This window comes from Burkholderia sp. PU8-34, assembly GCF_053427725.1.
This window is the reverse complement of sequence record NZ_JBSAXC010000002.1, coordinates 56,965-72,958: the sequence shown is the minus strand read 5'-3', so window position 1 is coordinate 72,958 and position 15,994 is coordinate 56,965. Positions and strand designations below refer to the sequence as shown.

The 15,994-nt window shown below is 66.2% G+C and carries 18 protein-coding genes; 2 read left to right on the top strand and 16 right to left on the bottom strand.

Features of this window, described 5'->3' with window-relative positions; all coding sequences use genetic code 11:
* Positions 1 to 4: 4 nt before the first annotated feature.
* From lepA to ACV22Z_RS05005, 15 genes are all read right to left on the bottom strand, one after another.
* The gene (gene lepA / locus ACV22Z_RS05075; protein WP_448075239.1) at positions 5 to 1,798 is read right to left on the bottom strand and encodes a translation elongation factor 4; all 1,794 of its coding nucleotides are present in this window, start codon (positions 1,796 to 1,798) and stop codon (positions 5 to 7) included.
* Between the two features lie 135 nt (positions 1,799 to 1,933).
* Entirely contained in the window at positions 1,934 to 2,170 is a 237-nt protein-coding gene (locus ACV22Z_RS05070) for a glutaredoxin family protein (RefSeq protein WP_448075238.1), read from the bottom strand.
* Positions 2,171 to 2,181: 11 nt separating this feature from the next.
* Entirely contained in the window at positions 2,182 to 3,657 is a 1,476-nt protein-coding gene (locus tag ACV22Z_RS05065) for a DegQ family serine endoprotease (protein ID WP_448075237.1), read from the bottom strand.
* 16 nt (positions 3,658 to 3,673) lie between these two features.
* Positions 3,674 to 4,729, bottom strand: a complete 1,056-nt coding sequence (locus ACV22Z_RS05060; protein ID WP_448075236.1) for a MucB/RseB C-terminal domain-containing protein — start codon at positions 4,727 to 4,729, stop codon at positions 3,674 to 3,676.
* A 5-nt stretch (positions 4,730 to 4,734) separates the two neighbouring features.
* The gene (locus tag ACV22Z_RS05055; protein ID WP_448075235.1) at positions 4,735 to 5,349 is read right to left on the bottom strand and encodes a sigma-E factor negative regulatory protein; all 615 of its coding nucleotides are present in this window, start codon (positions 5,347 to 5,349) and stop codon (positions 4,735 to 4,737) included.
* Positions 5,350 to 5,435: 86 nt separating this feature from the next.
* Positions 5,436 to 6,035 (bottom strand): RNA polymerase sigma factor RpoE, encoded by a 600-nt coding sequence (rpoE, locus tag ACV22Z_RS05050; protein WP_006490873.1) that lies wholly within the window; start codon positions 6,033 to 6,035, stop codon positions 5,436 to 5,438.
* A 91-nt stretch (positions 6,036 to 6,126) separates the two neighbouring features.
* Positions 6,127 to 6,582, bottom strand: a complete 456-nt coding sequence (locus ACV22Z_RS05045) for a hypothetical protein (RefSeq protein ID WP_448075234.1) — start codon at positions 6,580 to 6,582, stop codon at positions 6,127 to 6,129.
* An 11-nt stretch (positions 6,583 to 6,593) separates the two neighbouring features.
* Positions 6,594 to 7,826 (bottom strand): beta-ketoacyl-ACP synthase II, encoded by a 1,233-nt coding sequence (fabF, locus tag ACV22Z_RS05040; protein ID WP_448075233.1) that lies wholly within the window; start codon positions 7,824 to 7,826, stop codon positions 6,594 to 6,596.
* A 150-nt stretch (positions 7,827 to 7,976) separates the two neighbouring features.
* Positions 7,977 to 8,216: an acyl carrier protein gene (gene acpP, locus ACV22Z_RS05035; RefSeq protein WP_004197638.1), complete on the bottom strand. Its 240-nt coding sequence runs from the start codon at positions 8,214 to 8,216 to the stop codon at positions 7,977 to 7,979.
* Between the two features lie 145 nt (positions 8,217 to 8,361).
* On the bottom strand, positions 8,362 to 9,111 hold the full coding sequence (fabG, locus tag ACV22Z_RS05030) for a 3-oxoacyl-ACP reductase FabG (RefSeq protein WP_448075232.1): 750 nt from the start codon (positions 9,109 to 9,111) through the stop codon (positions 8,362 to 8,364).
* A 36-nt stretch (positions 9,112 to 9,147) separates the two neighbouring features.
* Positions 9,148 to 10,080 (bottom strand): ACP S-malonyltransferase, encoded by a 933-nt coding sequence (fabD, locus tag ACV22Z_RS05025; RefSeq protein ID WP_448075231.1) that lies wholly within the window; start codon positions 10,078 to 10,080, stop codon positions 9,148 to 9,150.
* An 82-nt stretch (positions 10,081 to 10,162) separates the two neighbouring features.
* Positions 10,163 to 11,152: a beta-ketoacyl-ACP synthase III gene (locus ACV22Z_RS05020; protein ID WP_448075230.1), complete on the bottom strand. Its 990-nt coding sequence runs from the start codon at positions 11,150 to 11,152 to the stop codon at positions 10,163 to 10,165.
* Positions 11,153 to 12,259 carry a phosphate acyltransferase PlsX gene (gene plsX / locus ACV22Z_RS05015; protein ID WP_448075229.1) on the bottom strand — a complete coding sequence of 369 codons (1,107 nt, stop codon included), beginning with the start codon at positions 12,257 to 12,259 and terminating at the stop codon, positions 11,153 to 11,155.
* A 129-nt stretch (positions 12,260 to 12,388) separates the two neighbouring features.
* On the bottom strand, positions 12,389 to 12,568 hold the full coding sequence (gene rpmF, locus ACV22Z_RS05010) for a 50S ribosomal protein L32 (protein WP_010105341.1): 180 nt from the start codon (positions 12,566 to 12,568) through the stop codon (positions 12,389 to 12,391).
* 97 nt (positions 12,569 to 12,665) lie between these two features.
* On the bottom strand, positions 12,666 to 13,301 hold the full coding sequence (locus tag ACV22Z_RS05005; protein ID WP_448075816.1) for a YceD family protein: 636 nt from the start codon (positions 13,299 to 13,301) through the stop codon (positions 12,666 to 12,668).
* Positions 13,302 to 13,484: 183 nt separating this feature from the next.
* Between ACV22Z_RS05005 and ACV22Z_RS05000 the strand changes: the two genes are divergently transcribed.
* Positions 13,485 to 14,114 carry a Maf-like protein gene (locus ACV22Z_RS05000; RefSeq protein WP_448075228.1) on the top strand — a complete coding sequence of 210 codons (630 nt, stop codon included), beginning with the start codon at positions 13,485 to 13,487 and terminating at the stop codon, positions 14,112 to 14,114.
* Complete coding sequence (locus tag ACV22Z_RS04995; protein ID WP_448075227.1) at positions 14,111 to 14,833, top strand: SAM-dependent methyltransferase; 723 nt, start codon at positions 14,111 to 14,113, stop codon at positions 14,831 to 14,833. The genes ACV22Z_RS05000 and ACV22Z_RS04995 overlap by 4 nt, the downstream gene beginning before the upstream one ends.
* Positions 14,834 to 15,000: 167 nt before the next feature.
* Here ACV22Z_RS04995 and ACV22Z_RS04990 read toward each other — a convergent pair whose 3' ends face one another.
* Entirely contained in the window at positions 15,001 to 15,990 is a 990-nt protein-coding gene (locus ACV22Z_RS04990; RefSeq protein WP_448075226.1) for a S49 family peptidase, read from the bottom strand.
* Positions 15,991 to 15,994: the final 4 nt, after the last annotated feature.

Genomic DNA, 15,994 nt, shown 5'->3' with positions numbered 1-15,994 from the left:
CCTGTTATTTGTCTTCGACGCGCAAGATCGCGAGGAACGCTTCCTGCGGGATCTCGACCGAACCCACCTGCTTCATTCGCTTCTTGCCTTCCTTCTGCTTCTCGAGCAGCTTCTTCTTTCGCGTGATGTCGCCGCCGTAGCACTTCGCGAGCACGTTCTTGCGCAGTGCCTTGATGTTCTCGCGCGCGATGATGTGCGCGCCGATCGCGGCCTGGATCGCCACGTCGTACATCTGGCGCGGAATGATCTCGCGCATCTTCGCGGCGACTTCGCGGCCGCGGTATTGCGACTGCGAGCGGTGCACGATGATCGACAGCGCGTCGACCTTGTCGCCGTTGATCAGCATGTCGACCTTCACGACGTCCGCCGAGCGGTACTCCTTGAACTCGTAGTCCATCGACGCGTAGCCGCGCGACACCGATTTCAGGCGATCGAAGAAGTCGAGCACGATCTCCGCCATCGGGATTTCGTACGTGAGCTGCACCTGGCGGCCGTGGTACTGCATGTTGATCTGCACGCCGCGCTTCTGCTCGCACAGCGTGATCACCGAGCCGACGTAGTCCTGCGGCATGTACAGGTTCACGGTGACGATCGGCTCGCGGATCTCGCCGATCCGTGCAGGCTCCGGCATCTTCGCCGGGTTCTCGACCATGATCGTCGTGCCGTCGCTCTGCACGACCTCGTAGACCACGGTGGGCGCGGTCGTGATGAGGTCCATGTCGAACTCGCGCTCGAGGCGCTCCTGCACGATCTCCATGTGCAGCAGGCCGAGGAAGCCGCAGCGGAAACCGAAGCCGAGCGCCTGCGACACTTCCGGCTCGTACTGCAGCGATGCGTCGTTGAGCTTGAGCTTTTCGAGCGACTCGCGCAGCGCGTCGTACTGGTTCGCCTCGACCGGGTACAGGCCTGCAAACACCTGCGGCTTCACTTCCTTGAAACCCGGCAGCGGCTCGGCGGCCGGCTTGGTCGAGTGCGTGACGGTGTCGCCGACCTTCGCGGCCGTCAACTCCTTGATGCCGGCGATGATGAAGCCCACCTGCCCCGCCGACAGCGATTCGAGATTGCGCGACTTCGGCGTGAACACGCCGACGTGCTCGACCGGATATTGCGCGCCGGTCGCCATCAGCTTGATCTTGTCCTTCGGACGCAGCGTGCCGTTGACGATGCGCACGAGCATCACGACGCCGACGTAGTTGTCGAACCACGAATCGATGATCAGCGCCTGCAGCGGAGCGGCCGGATCGCCCTTCGGCGGCGGCACCTTCGCGATCAGCGCTTCGAGCACGTCCTCGACGCCGAGGCCCGTCTTCGCGCTGCAGCGGGTCGCGTCCATCGCGTCGATGCCGATCACGTCCTCGATCTCCTCGATCGCGTTCTCGGGGTTCGCGGCCGGCAGGTCGATCTTGTTCAGCACCGGCACGACCTCGACGCCCAGCTCGATCGCCGTGTAGCAGTTCGCGACCGTCTGCGCCTCGACGCCCTGGCTCGCGTCGACCACGAGCAGCGCGCCCTCGCACGCGGACAGCGAGCGGCTGACCTCGTACGAGAAGTCGACGTGCCCCGGGGTGTCGATCAGGTTCAGGTTGTACACCTTGCCGTCGCGCGCGCGATACGACAGCGCGGCAGTCTGCGCCTTGATCGTGATGCCGCGCTCGCGCTCGATATCCATCGAGTCGAGCACCTGCGCTTCCATTTCACGGTCGGCGAGCCCGCCGCATACCTGGATGATGCGATCCGCGAGCGTCGACTTGCCATGGTCGATGTGCGCGATGATCGAGAAGTTGCGAATATGATCCATTCAGTGCCGATCAAGCGAAAAAGGCGCGCTCGACGACCGCGGAGCACGCCTTGTAAGTCGGTGAAAAAACGGCCTATTTTAGCCGAAAAGCCCCCCCGCCGGGCGGCATTTTGGCGGCCGGCCGCCGCGGGGCCGTCAGCGCCGGGCGGCGAGTGCGTTCCGCACCCGTGCCTCGTCGAACCGGTGACGGCATACTTCCGCCCCGTCCAGCAGCAGCACGGGCACGTCCTCGTCGTAGCGGGCGACCAGCGCGGCATCCGCGTCGATGTCGACATAATCGATTGCCACCCCGAATTCGGCCGCCACCGGCGCCAGCGCGTCGCGCATGTCGTCGCACAGGTGGCACCAGCCGCGGCCGTAGAGCGTGAACATCGGCACTCGCGTTACTTCTGGCGCGGGCGCACCGGGATGAACTGCGTGTTGTCCCCGCGCCGCACCAGCACCGCGACCGCCTTTTGCGGGTCGAGCTGCGCGGTAACGTCGGCAAACTGCTTCGCGCTCGTGATGTCGGTGTCGCCGATGCGCAGCACGACGTCGCCGCGCTGCAGGCCCGCACGCGCCGCCGGGCCGTCGACATTGTCGACCTGCACGCCGTTCTTCAGCTTCAGCGATTTCAGCTGGTCGACCGGAATGTCACTGACCGTCAGGCCGAGCGCGTTGGTCTGGCGCGGTTTCTGCGGCGGATTCTTGGCGCCGGATTCGGCCTTCGCCGTCGTGTCGCCCTGCGTTTCGGCGATCATGATCGGCAGGTCGCGCGACTGGCCCTTGCGCCATACGGTGACCGTCGCTTTCGAACCCGGCCTCGTGTCGCCGACCATGCGCGGCAGGTCCGACGCCGTATCCACCGGACGGCCGTTGAACTTCAGGATGATGTCGCCCGGCTGGATGCCCGCCTTGTCGGCCGGCCCGCCCGGCTCGACGCTGCTGACGAGCGCTCCTTCCGCCTTCGGCAGGCCGATCGAGTCGGCGACGTCCTTCGTCACCTCGCCGATCGCGACCGCGATCCGGCCGCGCGTCACCTTGCCCGACGCCTTCAGCTGGTCGGCCACACGCATCGCCTCGTCGATCGGAATCGCGAACGAGATGCCCATGAAACCGCCGGTACGGCTGTAGATCTGCGAGTTGATGCCGATCACCTCGCCCTGCATGTTGATCAGCGGGCCGCCCGAGTTGCCGGGGTTGACGGCCACGTCGGTCTGGATGAACGGCAGGTAGTCGCCCGTATTGCGCCCCTTCGCGCTGACGATGCCGGCCGTGACGGTATTGTCGAGGCCGAACGGCGAGCCGATCGCGACGACCCATTCGCCGACGCGCACCTTGTTCGAATCGCCGATCGCGACGACCGGCAGGTTCGACGCCTGGATCTTCACGACCGCGACGTCGGTGCGATCGTCGACGCCGATCAGCTTCGCCTTGAACTCGCGCTTGTCGGTCAGCGTCACGTAGATCGTGTCGGCATCGTCGACGACGTGCGCATTGGTCATCACGTAGCCGTCGGCGGACAGGATGAAGCCCGAGCCGACGCCGCGATTCTGCTCGGTGTCGGGCGGATTGTCCGGCTGCTGCGGCGCGCTTTTCGGGTTGCCGGGCGCCTGCGGCAGCGGAATGCCGAAGAAGCGCCGGAAGAATTCCGACATGTCGCCATTATCGAAGCCCGGCGGAAACGCACCGCGCGGGCCGGAAGACGGCACATTGGCGGTCGTCCGGATGTTCACGACGGCCGGCCCCACCTTTTCGACGAGATCCGCGAAATCGGGCAGGCTCGCCCCCGGAGCCGCAGCCGCGGTGTGCGGGACGAGCGGCAGGCAAGCCGCCACCGCCGCAACGGCCAGCCATTTACGCAGCGTGAGTTTCATCATGTCGGAAACGGTAGCGTTACTTGGAAGCTTTGTATTCTATGGCAGACGCGAACTGCTGCAACGTGGCCGGGGGCACTTCGCCGAGCACGGTGATCCAGTAGTCGCCGCGGCGCTTGACGAGCACATGTGTCGCGCCCGTGCTGCCCGCGCCTTCCTTGCGCGTGTTCTTCTCGGCCGGTTCGATGAAAACGGAGATCGTCGCGAGCCCGTCGGTGAAGACGGCCTGGTCGACCGGAATCGGCGGGTCGCCCGCGTCGCGCGCCGCCATCGGCCGCCGCACCTCGCGGATCTTCCGGAAACCGGCGACGCTCGGCGCGAGCTGCCAGCCCTGCGCCTCCATGTCGACCGGCGCGACGGGCGGACGCACGACCGTCCAGCCGTTCAGGTTCTTCATGCCCGCTGCGATCGCGCTCTTGTCGCCGGCGCCCGCACCACCCATCTGCAGCTGCGAGAACGCGATCTGCTCGAGCACATGGTCGCTCGCGTCGAGCGTCTGCGAACGCAGCAGCAGGCCCGTGCGGGCATCGGCCCACAGCTTGTAGGTAAAGCGGTACGTGTCCTTCGGCACCAGCTCGACGACTTGCGCGTCGAGCCCCGCCACGCGGTCCTTGCCGAGCAGCTTCGCGTCGTAGACCGACATCACGTGCTCGCCGCTCGCGCCGAGCAGCGCGGGGAAGGAATCGCGGGCCTGCCGGCGCTCGACCACGCACAGCTTGCGCTCGGGAACGAACGTGTAAAGCTCGTCGTTGTGCCGCAGCAGCTTGCGGGGCTTGCCGTCGAGGCTTTCGATCCGCTCGAATTCGCCGTCGCGGGACGCGTAATGGACGATCCGCGACGACTGCACGAATCCGCCGCGCTGGTAGACGAACGTGCCTTCGTAACTCTGCTGCTGCGCCGCCTGCTGGATGCGATCGAGCCAGTCCGCGGCACCCTTGCGGGTCGCGACGGGATCGTCCGGCTGCTGGGCGTTGGCTTGAAGGGATTGAACGGACAACAGCGCGGCTGCGCAAAGCAGGAGGGCCGGCAGCCGCATCCATCCGGAGATGGCGTGATTCAACCGCAAAGTCCGCATCGGGTTTATTGGCCTGGCGTCGTGGCAACAGCAGCGCGGATCAGCGGCATCGAGCCCGTGACGACGGGCTGCTGCGCGAATTGCTGATGCGCTTCAAGGTATTGGTCGAGACTCGCGTCGCGAATGATGTTGGCGTCCTGCAGCCCCGGCTGCGACGGCGCCTGCGCGACCGTCACGCGCTGCAGGTTGCCCTGCTGCTGCGTAGAGACCGACGCGACCTGGACGCCCGGCGCGCTGACCGTCTGCATCTGCGGGACGACGATCCACGTCAGCGTGGCGGCCGCAGCAGCAACGGCAAACGCCGGCACGACGCGCCGGCGCAGCGACAGCAGCTTGCGGGTAACCGGCGCGGCAGCCGGCGCGAGCAGATGCGGCTCGGCCTCGAGGCAGGCCGACATGCGCGCGGTGAACGACGCGCTCAGCGCCGGCGACATCGCCAGCTCGTCCGAGCGCAGCGCATCGCCGATCAGGTGGTAATGGGCCCACGCAACGCGATCCGCATGGTCGAACTCAGCCAGAAACTGCCCGTGATCCGGGCCGTCGAACGTTTCGCCGTCGACCAGAGCGGAAAGGCGCTCGCCACGCGAGCACGCGAACGACTGCGTATTGACCGACCCCATGATGCTCCCCATCTTGCACACCCCGTCGTGACTTCACGACTCTATCCGTAACTAGACCCCGACCCGCTCCGCTCCACCCGAAACGCTTACCAGCGCTTGCCTTCGGGTGTATCGAGCAGCGGACGCAATTTGGCAGCGATTGCCTCACGGGCCCGGAAAATCCGCGAGCGGACCGTCCCGATCGGGCAGCCCATCATCTCCGCGATTTCCTCGTAGCTGAGCCCTTCGATCTCGCGCAGCGTGATCGCCTGGCGCAGTTCCTCGGGCAAGAGGGCCATTGCAGCGTTGACCGTCTCGGCAATCTGCTTGCTCATCAACATCGACTCAGGCGTGTTGATATCCCTTAGTTGGTCTGCGTCGGAGAAAGTTTCCGCCTCCTCGGCATCCGCCTCGGTCGAGGTCGGCGCCCGGCGGCCTTGCGTCGCAAGGTAGTTCTTCGCCGTATTCACGGCAATGCGGTACAACCACGTGTAGAAAGCCGACTCGCCGCGGAACTGCGGCAGTGCGCGGTAGGCCTTGATGAACGCGTCCTGTGCCACATCCTCGACCTCGGCGGGATCCCGCACGAGGCGCGAGATCAACCGAATGATCTTGCGGTGGTATTTGGAGACCAGGAGTTCGAACGCCGCCTTGTCGCCTTTCTGTACGCGCTCGACCAGAGCCTGATCGATTTCTTTTTCACTCACCTGACAAATCCGTTAACTAGGGATGCAACGCGGAGCGATATTGTAGCGTTCCCGCGCCGGGCGCTGGTTACGGTCGGTAACTGCCCCACCGTCATGCCGCGCCCGAGGTTCGTGCCAGCACGGACAGCGCGCTGAACGACGCCGCATCGACTGCGTCGGCCGGAATCAGCAACGCTCGCGCGGGGCGCGCATCCGGCCCGACCGACAGCACGAGCAGCAGGCTGCTCCAGTGCGCGTAGCCCGTCACGCGGCCGCGCGCGAGCAGCTGCCCGCTGCGGCCAAAGGCCGCAATTTCCCCGAGTGCGTCGATCCGCAACTCGGCCGGCAGCCGCCGCGCACAGGCGCGCACCGCACCGAACGCCAGCAGCACCGCCACCGCGATCGCGCCACCGGCACCCGCCGCGAAGCCCGAACGCGGCGCAAGAAACAGATGCACCGCGCACGCTGCCGACGCGACGAAAACGGCAAGCATCACGTACGACACGGCCGAGGCCCGCAGCATGATCCGCTGCGGGCACTCGGCCGAATTAACGAATGGACTCGTCAAGCGATCCTGCGTCAGGCGCGCTTGAACACCAGCGTGCCATTGGTTCCGCCGAAGCCGAAGTTGTTCTTCACGGCCACGTCGATCTTCATGTCACGCGCGGTGTTCGCGCAATAATCGAGATCGCACTCCGGATCCTGGTTGAAGATGTTGATGGTCGGCGGCGACACCTGGTTGTGCAGCGCCAGCACCGTAAACACCGACTCCAGGCCGCCCGCGCCGCCCAGCAGGTGGCCGGTCATCGACTTCGTCGAGTTCACGACCATCTTGTACGCGTGCTCGCCGAACGCAGCCTTGACGGCATCGGACTCGTTCTTGTCGCCGAGCGGCGTCGACGTGCCGTGCGCGTTCAGGTACTGGACCTGGTCCGGGTTCATGCCGGCGTCGCGCAGTGCCGCGACCATGCAGCGGCGTGGGCCGTCCATGTTCGGCGCGGTCATGTGGTACGCATCGCCCGACATGCCGAAGCCCGCGACTTCCGCGTAGATCTTCGCGCCGCGCGCCTTCGCCGACTCGTACTCCTCGAGCACCATCACGCCGGCGCCTTCGCCCAGCACGAAGCCGTCGCGGTCCTTGTCCCACGGACGGGACGCGGTGGCCGGATCGTCATTGCGCGTCGACAGCGCGCGCGCCGCCGCAAAACCGCCGATGCCGAGCGGCGACACGGTCGATTCGGCGCCGCCCGCGACCATCACGTCAGCGTCGCCCGCCTGGATCAGGCGCGCGGCGAGACCGATGCTGTGCAGGCCGGTCGTGCAGGCCGTCACCGCCGCGAGGTTCGGGCCCTTCAGGCCGAACATGATGCTCAGGTGGCCCGAGATCATGTTGATGATCGAACCCGGCACGAAGAACGGCGAAATCCGGCGCGCGCCGCGATCGACGTAGGTCTGGTGGGTATCTTCGATCATCGGCAGGCCGCCGATGCCGGAGCCGACCAGCACGCCGATGCGTTCCGCATTGGCTTCGGTCACTTCCAGCCCGCTGTCTTTCAGCGCCTGCACGCCGGCGGCGATGCCGTAATGGATGAACGTATCCATGTTGCGGGCTTCCTTCGCCGGGATGTATTCCTCGGCGCTGAAACCCTTCACCTCGCCGGCGAAATGCACGGCCAGGTTCGACGGATCGAATTTGGTGACGGTGGCGATGCCGGACTTGCCGGCGACGAGATTGGCCCAGCCGTCGGCAACATTATTGCCAACAGGCGAAATCAGCCCCAGGCCTGTAACGACAACACGACGGCGGCTCACGGTAACCTCTTTTCCATTGGATGACAAAAGCAAAAGCCACAGCGGCCACAGGAACCAGCCCTGCAAGCCCTGTGGCTGTTAGTCCGTCCGGCGAGGATGCCGGCAGGATGGCGCGTCAAATGCGACGAAGGCAAAAAGCGCAGACGGCGCTTACGCCTTGACGTTCGCGCGAGCGTAGTCGATCGCTTGCTGAACGGTCGTGATCTTCTCGGCTTCTTCGTCCGGGATTTCCATGCCGAACTCGTCTTCGAGGGCCATCACCAGCTCGACGGTGTCGAGCGAGTCGGCGCCCAGATCGTTCACGAACGAAGCTTCGTTCTTGATCTCGGCTTCCGCGACGCCCAGTTGTTCAGCAACGATCTTCTTGACACGTTGTTCGATATTGTCCATTACCCCTCCGAGGGAAAGTTCAGATTTACAAGTGCGCGCATTTTATCAGGTTTGCTGCCGGCAAAAACGCACGTTGGCTTGATGGTCGATCAAGCGCCGATCCGCCTGAAAAACGGGTTACGGCGCGGATGGTAAACGAAAAACGTTACGACATGTACATGCCGCCGTTCACGTGCAGCGTCGTGCCGGTGATATAACCGGCCTGCGGCGATGCCAGGAACGCGACGGCGTGGGCGATGTCCTCCGGGCTGCCGAGGCGGCCGAGCGGAATCTGGGTCTTGAGCGCGGTCTGCTGCTCTTCCGGCAGCGTCTTCGTCATGTCGGTGTCGATGAAGCCCGGCGCGACGCAGTTGACCGTGATGCCGCGGCTGCCGATCTCGCGCGCGAGCGCGCGGGTCATGCCGGCGACGCCGGCCTTCGCGGCCGCGTAGTTCGCCTGGCCCGGGTTGCCGGCCGAGCCGACCACCGACGTGATGTTGATGATGCGGCCGCCGCGCGCCTTCATCATCGGGCGCAGCACCGCACGCGACAGGCGGAACACCGACTTCAGGTTGGTGTCGATCACCGCGTCCCAGTCCTCGTCCTTCATCCGCATCGCGAGCTGGTCCTGCGTGATGCCGGCGTTGTTGACGAGCACGCTCAGCGCGCCGAACTCCTTGACGGTCGCGTCGATCAGCGCCTCGGCGGCTGCCGCGTCGTTGACGTTCAGCACCGCGCCGCGGCCCGTGACGCCTGCTTCCGCGAACGCCGCGGTGATGGCGGCCGCGCCCGATTCGCTCGTCGCCGTGCCGATCACCGTCGCGCCCTGGCGCGCCAGCTCGAGCGCGATCGCCCGGCCGATGCCGCGCGACGCGCCGGTCACGATCGCAACCTGTTTATCGAGAGTCTTGTCCATGAATCGAATGTCCGTTTCTTCGGGAATGGCGCCGCGTCAGGCGGTCGCCAGCTTGAGCGCTTCGTCGAGCGACGCCGGATCGAACACCGACGCACCCGTCAGGCTGGCGTCGATGCGCTTCGTGAGGCCCGCGAGCACCTTGCCCGGACCGCATTCGATCACGTGCGTGACGCCCGTGCCCGCGATGTGCTGCACGCACTCGACCCAGCGCACCGGGCCGGCGGCCTGGCGCACCAGCGCGTCCTTGATCGCGGCCGGATCGCTCGTCACCGCGACGTCGATGTTGTTGACGACAGGAATCTGCGGCGCCTTCACGTCGACGTTCGCGAGATAGTCGCGCAGCTGGTCCGACGCCGGCTTCAGCAGCGACGAGTGGAACGGCGCCGACACCGGCAGCGGCAGCGCGCGCTTCGCGCCCTTCGCCTTCGCGATCTCGCAGGCCTTCTCGACCGCTGCCTTGTTGCCGGCGATCACGACCTGCGCCGGTGCGTTGAAGTTGACCGCTTCGACGACGCCCGCTTCCGCGGCTTCGGCGCACACTGCGCGCACCGTGTCGTCGTCGAGGCCGAGAATCGCAGCCATGCCACCCTGGCCGACCGGCACCGCGGTCTGCATCGCCTGCGCGCGGAAGCGCACGAGCGGCACCGCGTCCTTGAACGCGATCGCGCCGGCGGCGACGAGCGCCGTGTATTCGCCGAGGCTGTGGCCGGCGACGATCGACGGCGCCGGGCCGCCCGCCTGCTGCCACGCGCGATAGCACGCGTACGCGGCCGTCAGCATCACGGGCTGGGTGTTGGTGGTGAGATTCAGTTCTTCAGCCGGACCTTCGGCGATCAGCTTGCCGAGATCCTGGTTGAGCGCATCGGACGCTTCCTGGAGCGTTTCGCGCACGACAGCCAGATCGGCAAATGCGTTGAGCATGCCGACCGACTGCGAGCCCTGCCCCGGAAAAACGAATGCAAATTTCATATCGTCCCCAATTGAATCGATTCGGACGGCGCGCGCGAACGGCGCGCCGGTTGGGAGCGCGCGCGGCAGTCGCGCGCAGGGATCAGAAGCGGAAGACCGACGCGCCCCACGTGAAGCCGCCGCCGACGCCTTCGATCAGCACGTGCTGGCCGCGCTTGATGCGGCCGTCGCGCACCGCGGCATCGAACGCAAGCGGGATCGACGCGGCCGACGTATTGCCGTGCTCGCCGACCGTCACGACCATGCGCTCCTGCGGCAGGCCAAGCTTGCGGCAGGTGCTCGTCATGATGCGGATGTTGGCCTGGTGCGGGATCAGCCAGTCGACCTGCTCGGGCGCGAGGTTCGCTTTCGCGAGCGCCTCGATCGCGACCTTCTCGAGCAGGTTGACCGCGAGCTTGAACACGGCCTGGCCATCCATCTGAAGGAATGCGCTGCCTTCGATCACGCCGCGATTGACGTTGCCCGGCGTGCAGAGGATGTTCGAGTAGCTGCCGTCCGCGTGCAGCGCGCTACCGAGCACGCCCGGCTCTTCGGATGCGGACAGGATCACCGCGCCCGCGCCGTCGCCGAACAGCACGCAGGTCGTGCGGTCCGTGAAGTCGAGGATGCGCGAGAACGTCTCCGCGCCGACGACGAGCGCCGTGCGGTGCTGGCCGCTGCGGATGAAGGTATCGGCCGTCGCCAGCGCATACGCGAACCCGGAGCACACGGCCTGCACGTCGAACGCGGCGCCGCCGTTCTTGATGCCGAGCTTGCTCTGCAGCAGGCACGCGGTGCTCGGGAACACGAAATCGGGGGTCGAAGTCGCGACGATGATCAGATCGATCGACTGCGGATCGATGTCAGCCGCCTCGATCGCACGGCGCGACGCCTCGAGCGCGAGGTCGCTCGTCGTGACATCCGGCGCGGCGAAGTGACGCGCATGGATGCCCGTGCGCGCAATGATCCACTCGTCGCTCGTCTCGATACCGTCCTTCGCGAGACGATCGGCCAGCTGCTGGTTCGTGACGCGGTCGGGCGGCAGGAAGCTGCCCGTGCCGAGCACGCGGGAATAGAGAGTCGATTGGGCCATTTATGCTTTAGAGGATAGCGCAGCAGAAGGCTCGGCGTGATGGCCTGCAGCGGGGCTCGCCTGGCCCGCGCCGCTCGCGTCGTGTCCGCCGTCGCCGAGCGACACCGAATTGTCCGCCATGGCGCGCGCGAGGCGCTCCAGCACGCCGTTTTTGACGGCATCATACCCGCGTTTGATCGCCCACTCAAACGCGTAGGCATCAGCGGAACCGTGGCTCTTGATCACGAGGCTCTTCAGGCCCAGCAGCGCCGCGCCGTTGTACTGGCGGTGGTCGACGCGCTTCTTGAAGCGCATCAGAACCGGCAGCGCGAGGAACGCCATCAGCTTCGACATCAGCGAGCGACCGAACTCCTCGCGGATGATGTCGGACAGCATCTGCGCGAGCCCTTCGGACGTCTTCAGCGCGACGTTGCCGACGAAACCGTCGCAGACGATCACGTCGACGGTGCCCTTGTAGATGTCGTTGCCTTCGACGTTGCCGCGGAAATTGAGCGTGCTGGCGCGCAGCAGTTCGCCCGCGCGCTTGATCGTCTCGTTGCCCTTGATGACTTCTTCGCCGATGTTCAGGAGGCCGATCGTCGGCCGCTCCTTGCCTTCGAGCGCGGCCACGAGCGCGTGCCCCATCTCGGCGAACTGCAGCAGGTGCTGCGGTTCGCAATCGACGTTTGCGCCGAGGTCCAGCATCATCGTGTAGCCGGTCGGGTTCGGCAGCGCGAACGCGATCGCGGGCCGCTCGATGCCGGGCAGCGTCTTCAGCACGTAACGGGAAACGGCCATCAGCGCGCCGGTGTTGCCGGCGGAGATGCAGGCCTGGGCCTCGCCTTCTTTGACGTGATTGAGGGCGACGCGCATCGAAGAGTCTTTCTTCTTGCGCAATGCCACTTCAACAGGGTCGTCCATCGCCACGACTTCGGTGGCGGGCACGATGGTCAGCGCAGGGTCGTCGAGCGCCTTGCACTTCTTGAGCTGCGCACGGATCGCACTCTCGATGCCGACGAGCATCAGGTGCGCATCGGGGTGCGCGCGAACGAACTTGACTGCCGCGGGAACGGTCACGGACGGGCCGTGGTCGCCTCCCATGCAATCGATTGTGAGCTTTACTGTCATGGAATGCGACGAATTTCAGGCACAAAAAAGCGGCAGTTGAATGCCGCCTTTTTGTTGCGCCAGGAAAGTGTCAAGCGAACCAGTTGTCACGCGAACGGCCATCGTAGCGCGCAACGCGTGACTTGACGCTTAGTCGTTCTTCGTCTTGACGACTTTCTTGCCGCGATAGTAGCCGTTCGGGCTGATGTGGTGACGCATATGCACTTCACCCGTGCTCGGCTCGACCGCCAGCGGCGTCGTCGTCAGGAAATCGTGCGAACGATGCATGCCGCGCTTCGACGGCGACTTCTTGTTTTGCTGAACTGCCATGACAAACTCCTAAAAATTTTCCGGATTCTAACACAGCCCGATCCGGCGCTTAACTACCCTGGCCCACGGCCTTTACGCCTTCCCGCGCTTCAACTGCTCAGTGTTTCTTGTTGCCGTCCTCGTCCTTCTTCAGCGCCTGGAGCGCCGCGAACGGATTCGGCCGTTTGCCCTCGTCCCGGGCTTCCTCGGACTCGTCGTCCGATTCTTCCGCGGGACCGCTCGCACCCGACACGAGGCTTTCGTGAACCGCCGGGCAAACCTCGTGCTTGGGCACGAGCGGCAGCGAAAGCAGCAACTCCTCCTCGATCAAGTCGACGAGATCGAAATGGCGGGAGCCCACGATCACATCGGCTTCATCGTCGTCGAGCGGAAATTCTTCAGCTTCTTCTTCGGTCGCCACGACCCGGTACGTCATGTCGACGTCGAACGCCTGCTCGTACGGGGTCATGCAGCGCTGGCACGTGAGCCACGCGTGGCCGTGCAGCGCGAGGCGCAGATACGGCTGTTGCCCGTCGCTGCCGTCGTCCTGCAGTTCCTTCTGCGAGAACCCTTCCGCCTGCCACGTGAAGACCGTGTCGCGATCTGGCGCGTCGGCCGGCACTTCGTTTAACATGCGCGGCAGTTGCGAAAGGTGCACCGCACCCGACGCCTGCCGCCCGCTGCGGGCGAATTCGAACAGGTCGACCGCGCGCGGATCGAGCGAAACCGCAGGTTTGCCAGAAGAAGGATTCATGTGCGCTCCTGCGTGTCGAGCCGGCTCGGCGCCGTGGACTTCCGAAGACCCGGCGGGCACCCAACAGGAGCCTGCCGATGAAAAGCGGGAAAGCATACCTGTTTTACCTTTTACAGTCAATCACTTAAGCTGGCACCCGCGCACCGCCGTGTGGCGCCCTACGACTCACCGATCCAACCGACCATGCCGGACACCCTTTGCCGCCCGCCGCGGCTGATTCTCGCCTCCAGTTCCCGTTACCGCCGCGCGCTGCTAGAGCGCCTCGGCATCCCGTTCGACGTCGTGTCGCCCGACATCGACGAAACCCCGCTGCCCGGCGAGACGCCCGCTGCGACCGCGCTGCGCCTGTCCGGCGCGAAGGCGCGCGCGGTCGCCGCGGCGATCGATGCGCCCGACGGCGTGCTCGTGATCGGCTCCGACCAGGTCGCGACCTTCGACGGCCTGCAGATCGGCAAGCCCGGCACGCACGAGCGCGCGCTCGCGCAGCTGGTCGCGATGCAGGGGCGCGACGTCGAATTCCACAGCGCACTGTGCCTGTACGACAGCCGCACCGACGAAACGCAGACCGAAGACATCGTGACGCGCGTGCGCTTCCGCACGCTGCCCGAGGCCGAACTCGACGCGTACCTGCGCGCGGAAACGCCGTACGACGTCGCGGGCAGCGCGAAGTCCGAAGGGCTCGGCATCGCGCTGCTCGACGCGATCGACTCGGAGGACCCGACCGCGCTCGTCGGCCTGCCGCTGATCGCGCTGACGCGGATGCTGCGCGCCGCCGGCTACCCGCTGTTTGCCACACGAGGAGACCGCGCATGACGGCCGGCACGCTCTATCTGGTACCGAACACGCTCGGCGACGGCGACGAAACGATGCTGGCCGCCGTGTTGCCCGCGGCCGTGCAGGCCCGCGCGGGCACGCTCGGCTACTACATCGGCGAGAACGCGAAGACCACGCGCGCGTTCCTGAAGAAGATCGGCACGACGCGGCCGATCCAGGAAATCGAGATCCGCGAACTGAACGTGAACACGCCGGCCGGCGAGATCGACCGGCTGCTCGCGCCGATCCTGGCCGGCGCGGACGCCGGGCTCGTGTCCGAGGCCGGCTGCCCGGCCGTCGCCGATCCCGGCGCGCTACTGGTGCGCCGCGCGCACGAGCGCGGCGTGAAGGTCGTGCCGCTCGTCGGGCCGAGCTCGATCCTGCTCGCGCTGATGGCGTCGGGCCTGAACGGCCAGAGTTTCGCGTTCAATGGCTACCTGCCAGTCGACGCGGCTGCGCGCACGAAACGGCTGCGCGAGCTCGAGCAACTGTCGCGCAAGGCCCGCCAGACGCAGATCTTCATCGAGACGCCGTACCGCAATCACGCGATGCTCGACACGCTCGTCGCAACCTGCGCACCGTCGACGCTGATCTGCGTCGCGGCCGACCTGACGCTTGCGACCGAAACGATCGCGAGCCGCACGGCGGCGGAATGGAAAAAAGCGCCTGTGCCGAATCTGCACAAGCGCCCCACGATCTTCCTGTTGCTGGCGAACTGACGGTGCGCGCCCGCTGCCGCTGCCGCTGCCGCGGGCAGCGCAGCGATGCGGCAGCGCGGCGGTGCGGTGACGCAGGCGGCGGGCCACCCGGCACGCGGCCGGCGCAAACCCTTCGCGACACCGCCGGCAGCGAGCCCTCACCAACCCGCCGTCGACGAAAACCGCGCCTAGCGCAGGCTCAACTGCGCCCCCGTCGCCAGCGCCTTCATCGCGGCATTGCCGACGGCCGCGCCGAACTTGCGTGCGACGCGGTTCGTCAGGCTCTCCTTCACCGTGTAGTCGACGAGATCCGGCGCCTTCAGCACGTCGCGCGCGACCATGTCCGTCGTGCCGTAGCCGTCGGCAAGCCCGAGCTCGACACTTTTCTCGCCGGTCCAGAACAGGCCCGAGAACATGTCGGGCGTCTCGTGCAGGCGTGCGCCGCGGCCGTCCCTCACAGCCTTGATGAACTGGGCATGCACCTGGTCGAGCAGCGCCTGCGCATGTGCGTCCATCTTCGCGGTTTCGGGCGAGAACGGATCGTAGAAGCCCTTGTTTTCGCCCGACGTGTGCAGGCGCCGCTCGACGCCGAGCTTGTTCATCAGCCCGGTAAAGCCGAAACCGTCCATCAGCACGCCGATCGAGCCGACGATGCTGGCCTTGTCGACATAGATCTTGTCGGCCGCCGACGCGATGTAATAGCCGCCCGACGCGCACATGTCGCCCACGACCACATAGAGCGGCTTGCCCGGATACTTCGTGCGCAGGCGCTTGATCTCGTCGTAGACCATGCCGGCCTGCACGGGACTGCCGCCCGGGCTGTTGATCTGCAGCACGACGCCGACCGCGCCGTCGTCGTCGAACGCACTGTCGAGCGCGGTATTGATGTCTTCCGCGTTCGCGTTGGTGCCCGCCGCGATCTCGCCGTCGATCGTCACGAGCGCCGTGTGCCGGCCGCCCGTCGAGAACTTCGAATCGCTCGAGAAATCGATCAGCGCGAACGCGAGCAGCAGGAACACGCCGAGGAACGCGAAGCGGAAGAAGATCTTCCAGCGCCGCGCCGCGCGCTGCTCCTTCACTGCCGCGAGCGCAATCCGCTCGAGCGCCGCGCGCTCCCAGTTCGGTTCGCGGCCGTCGGAGCGGGAAGAGGAATCGGGAGGAGTCGGTTGGTCGGCCATGCGT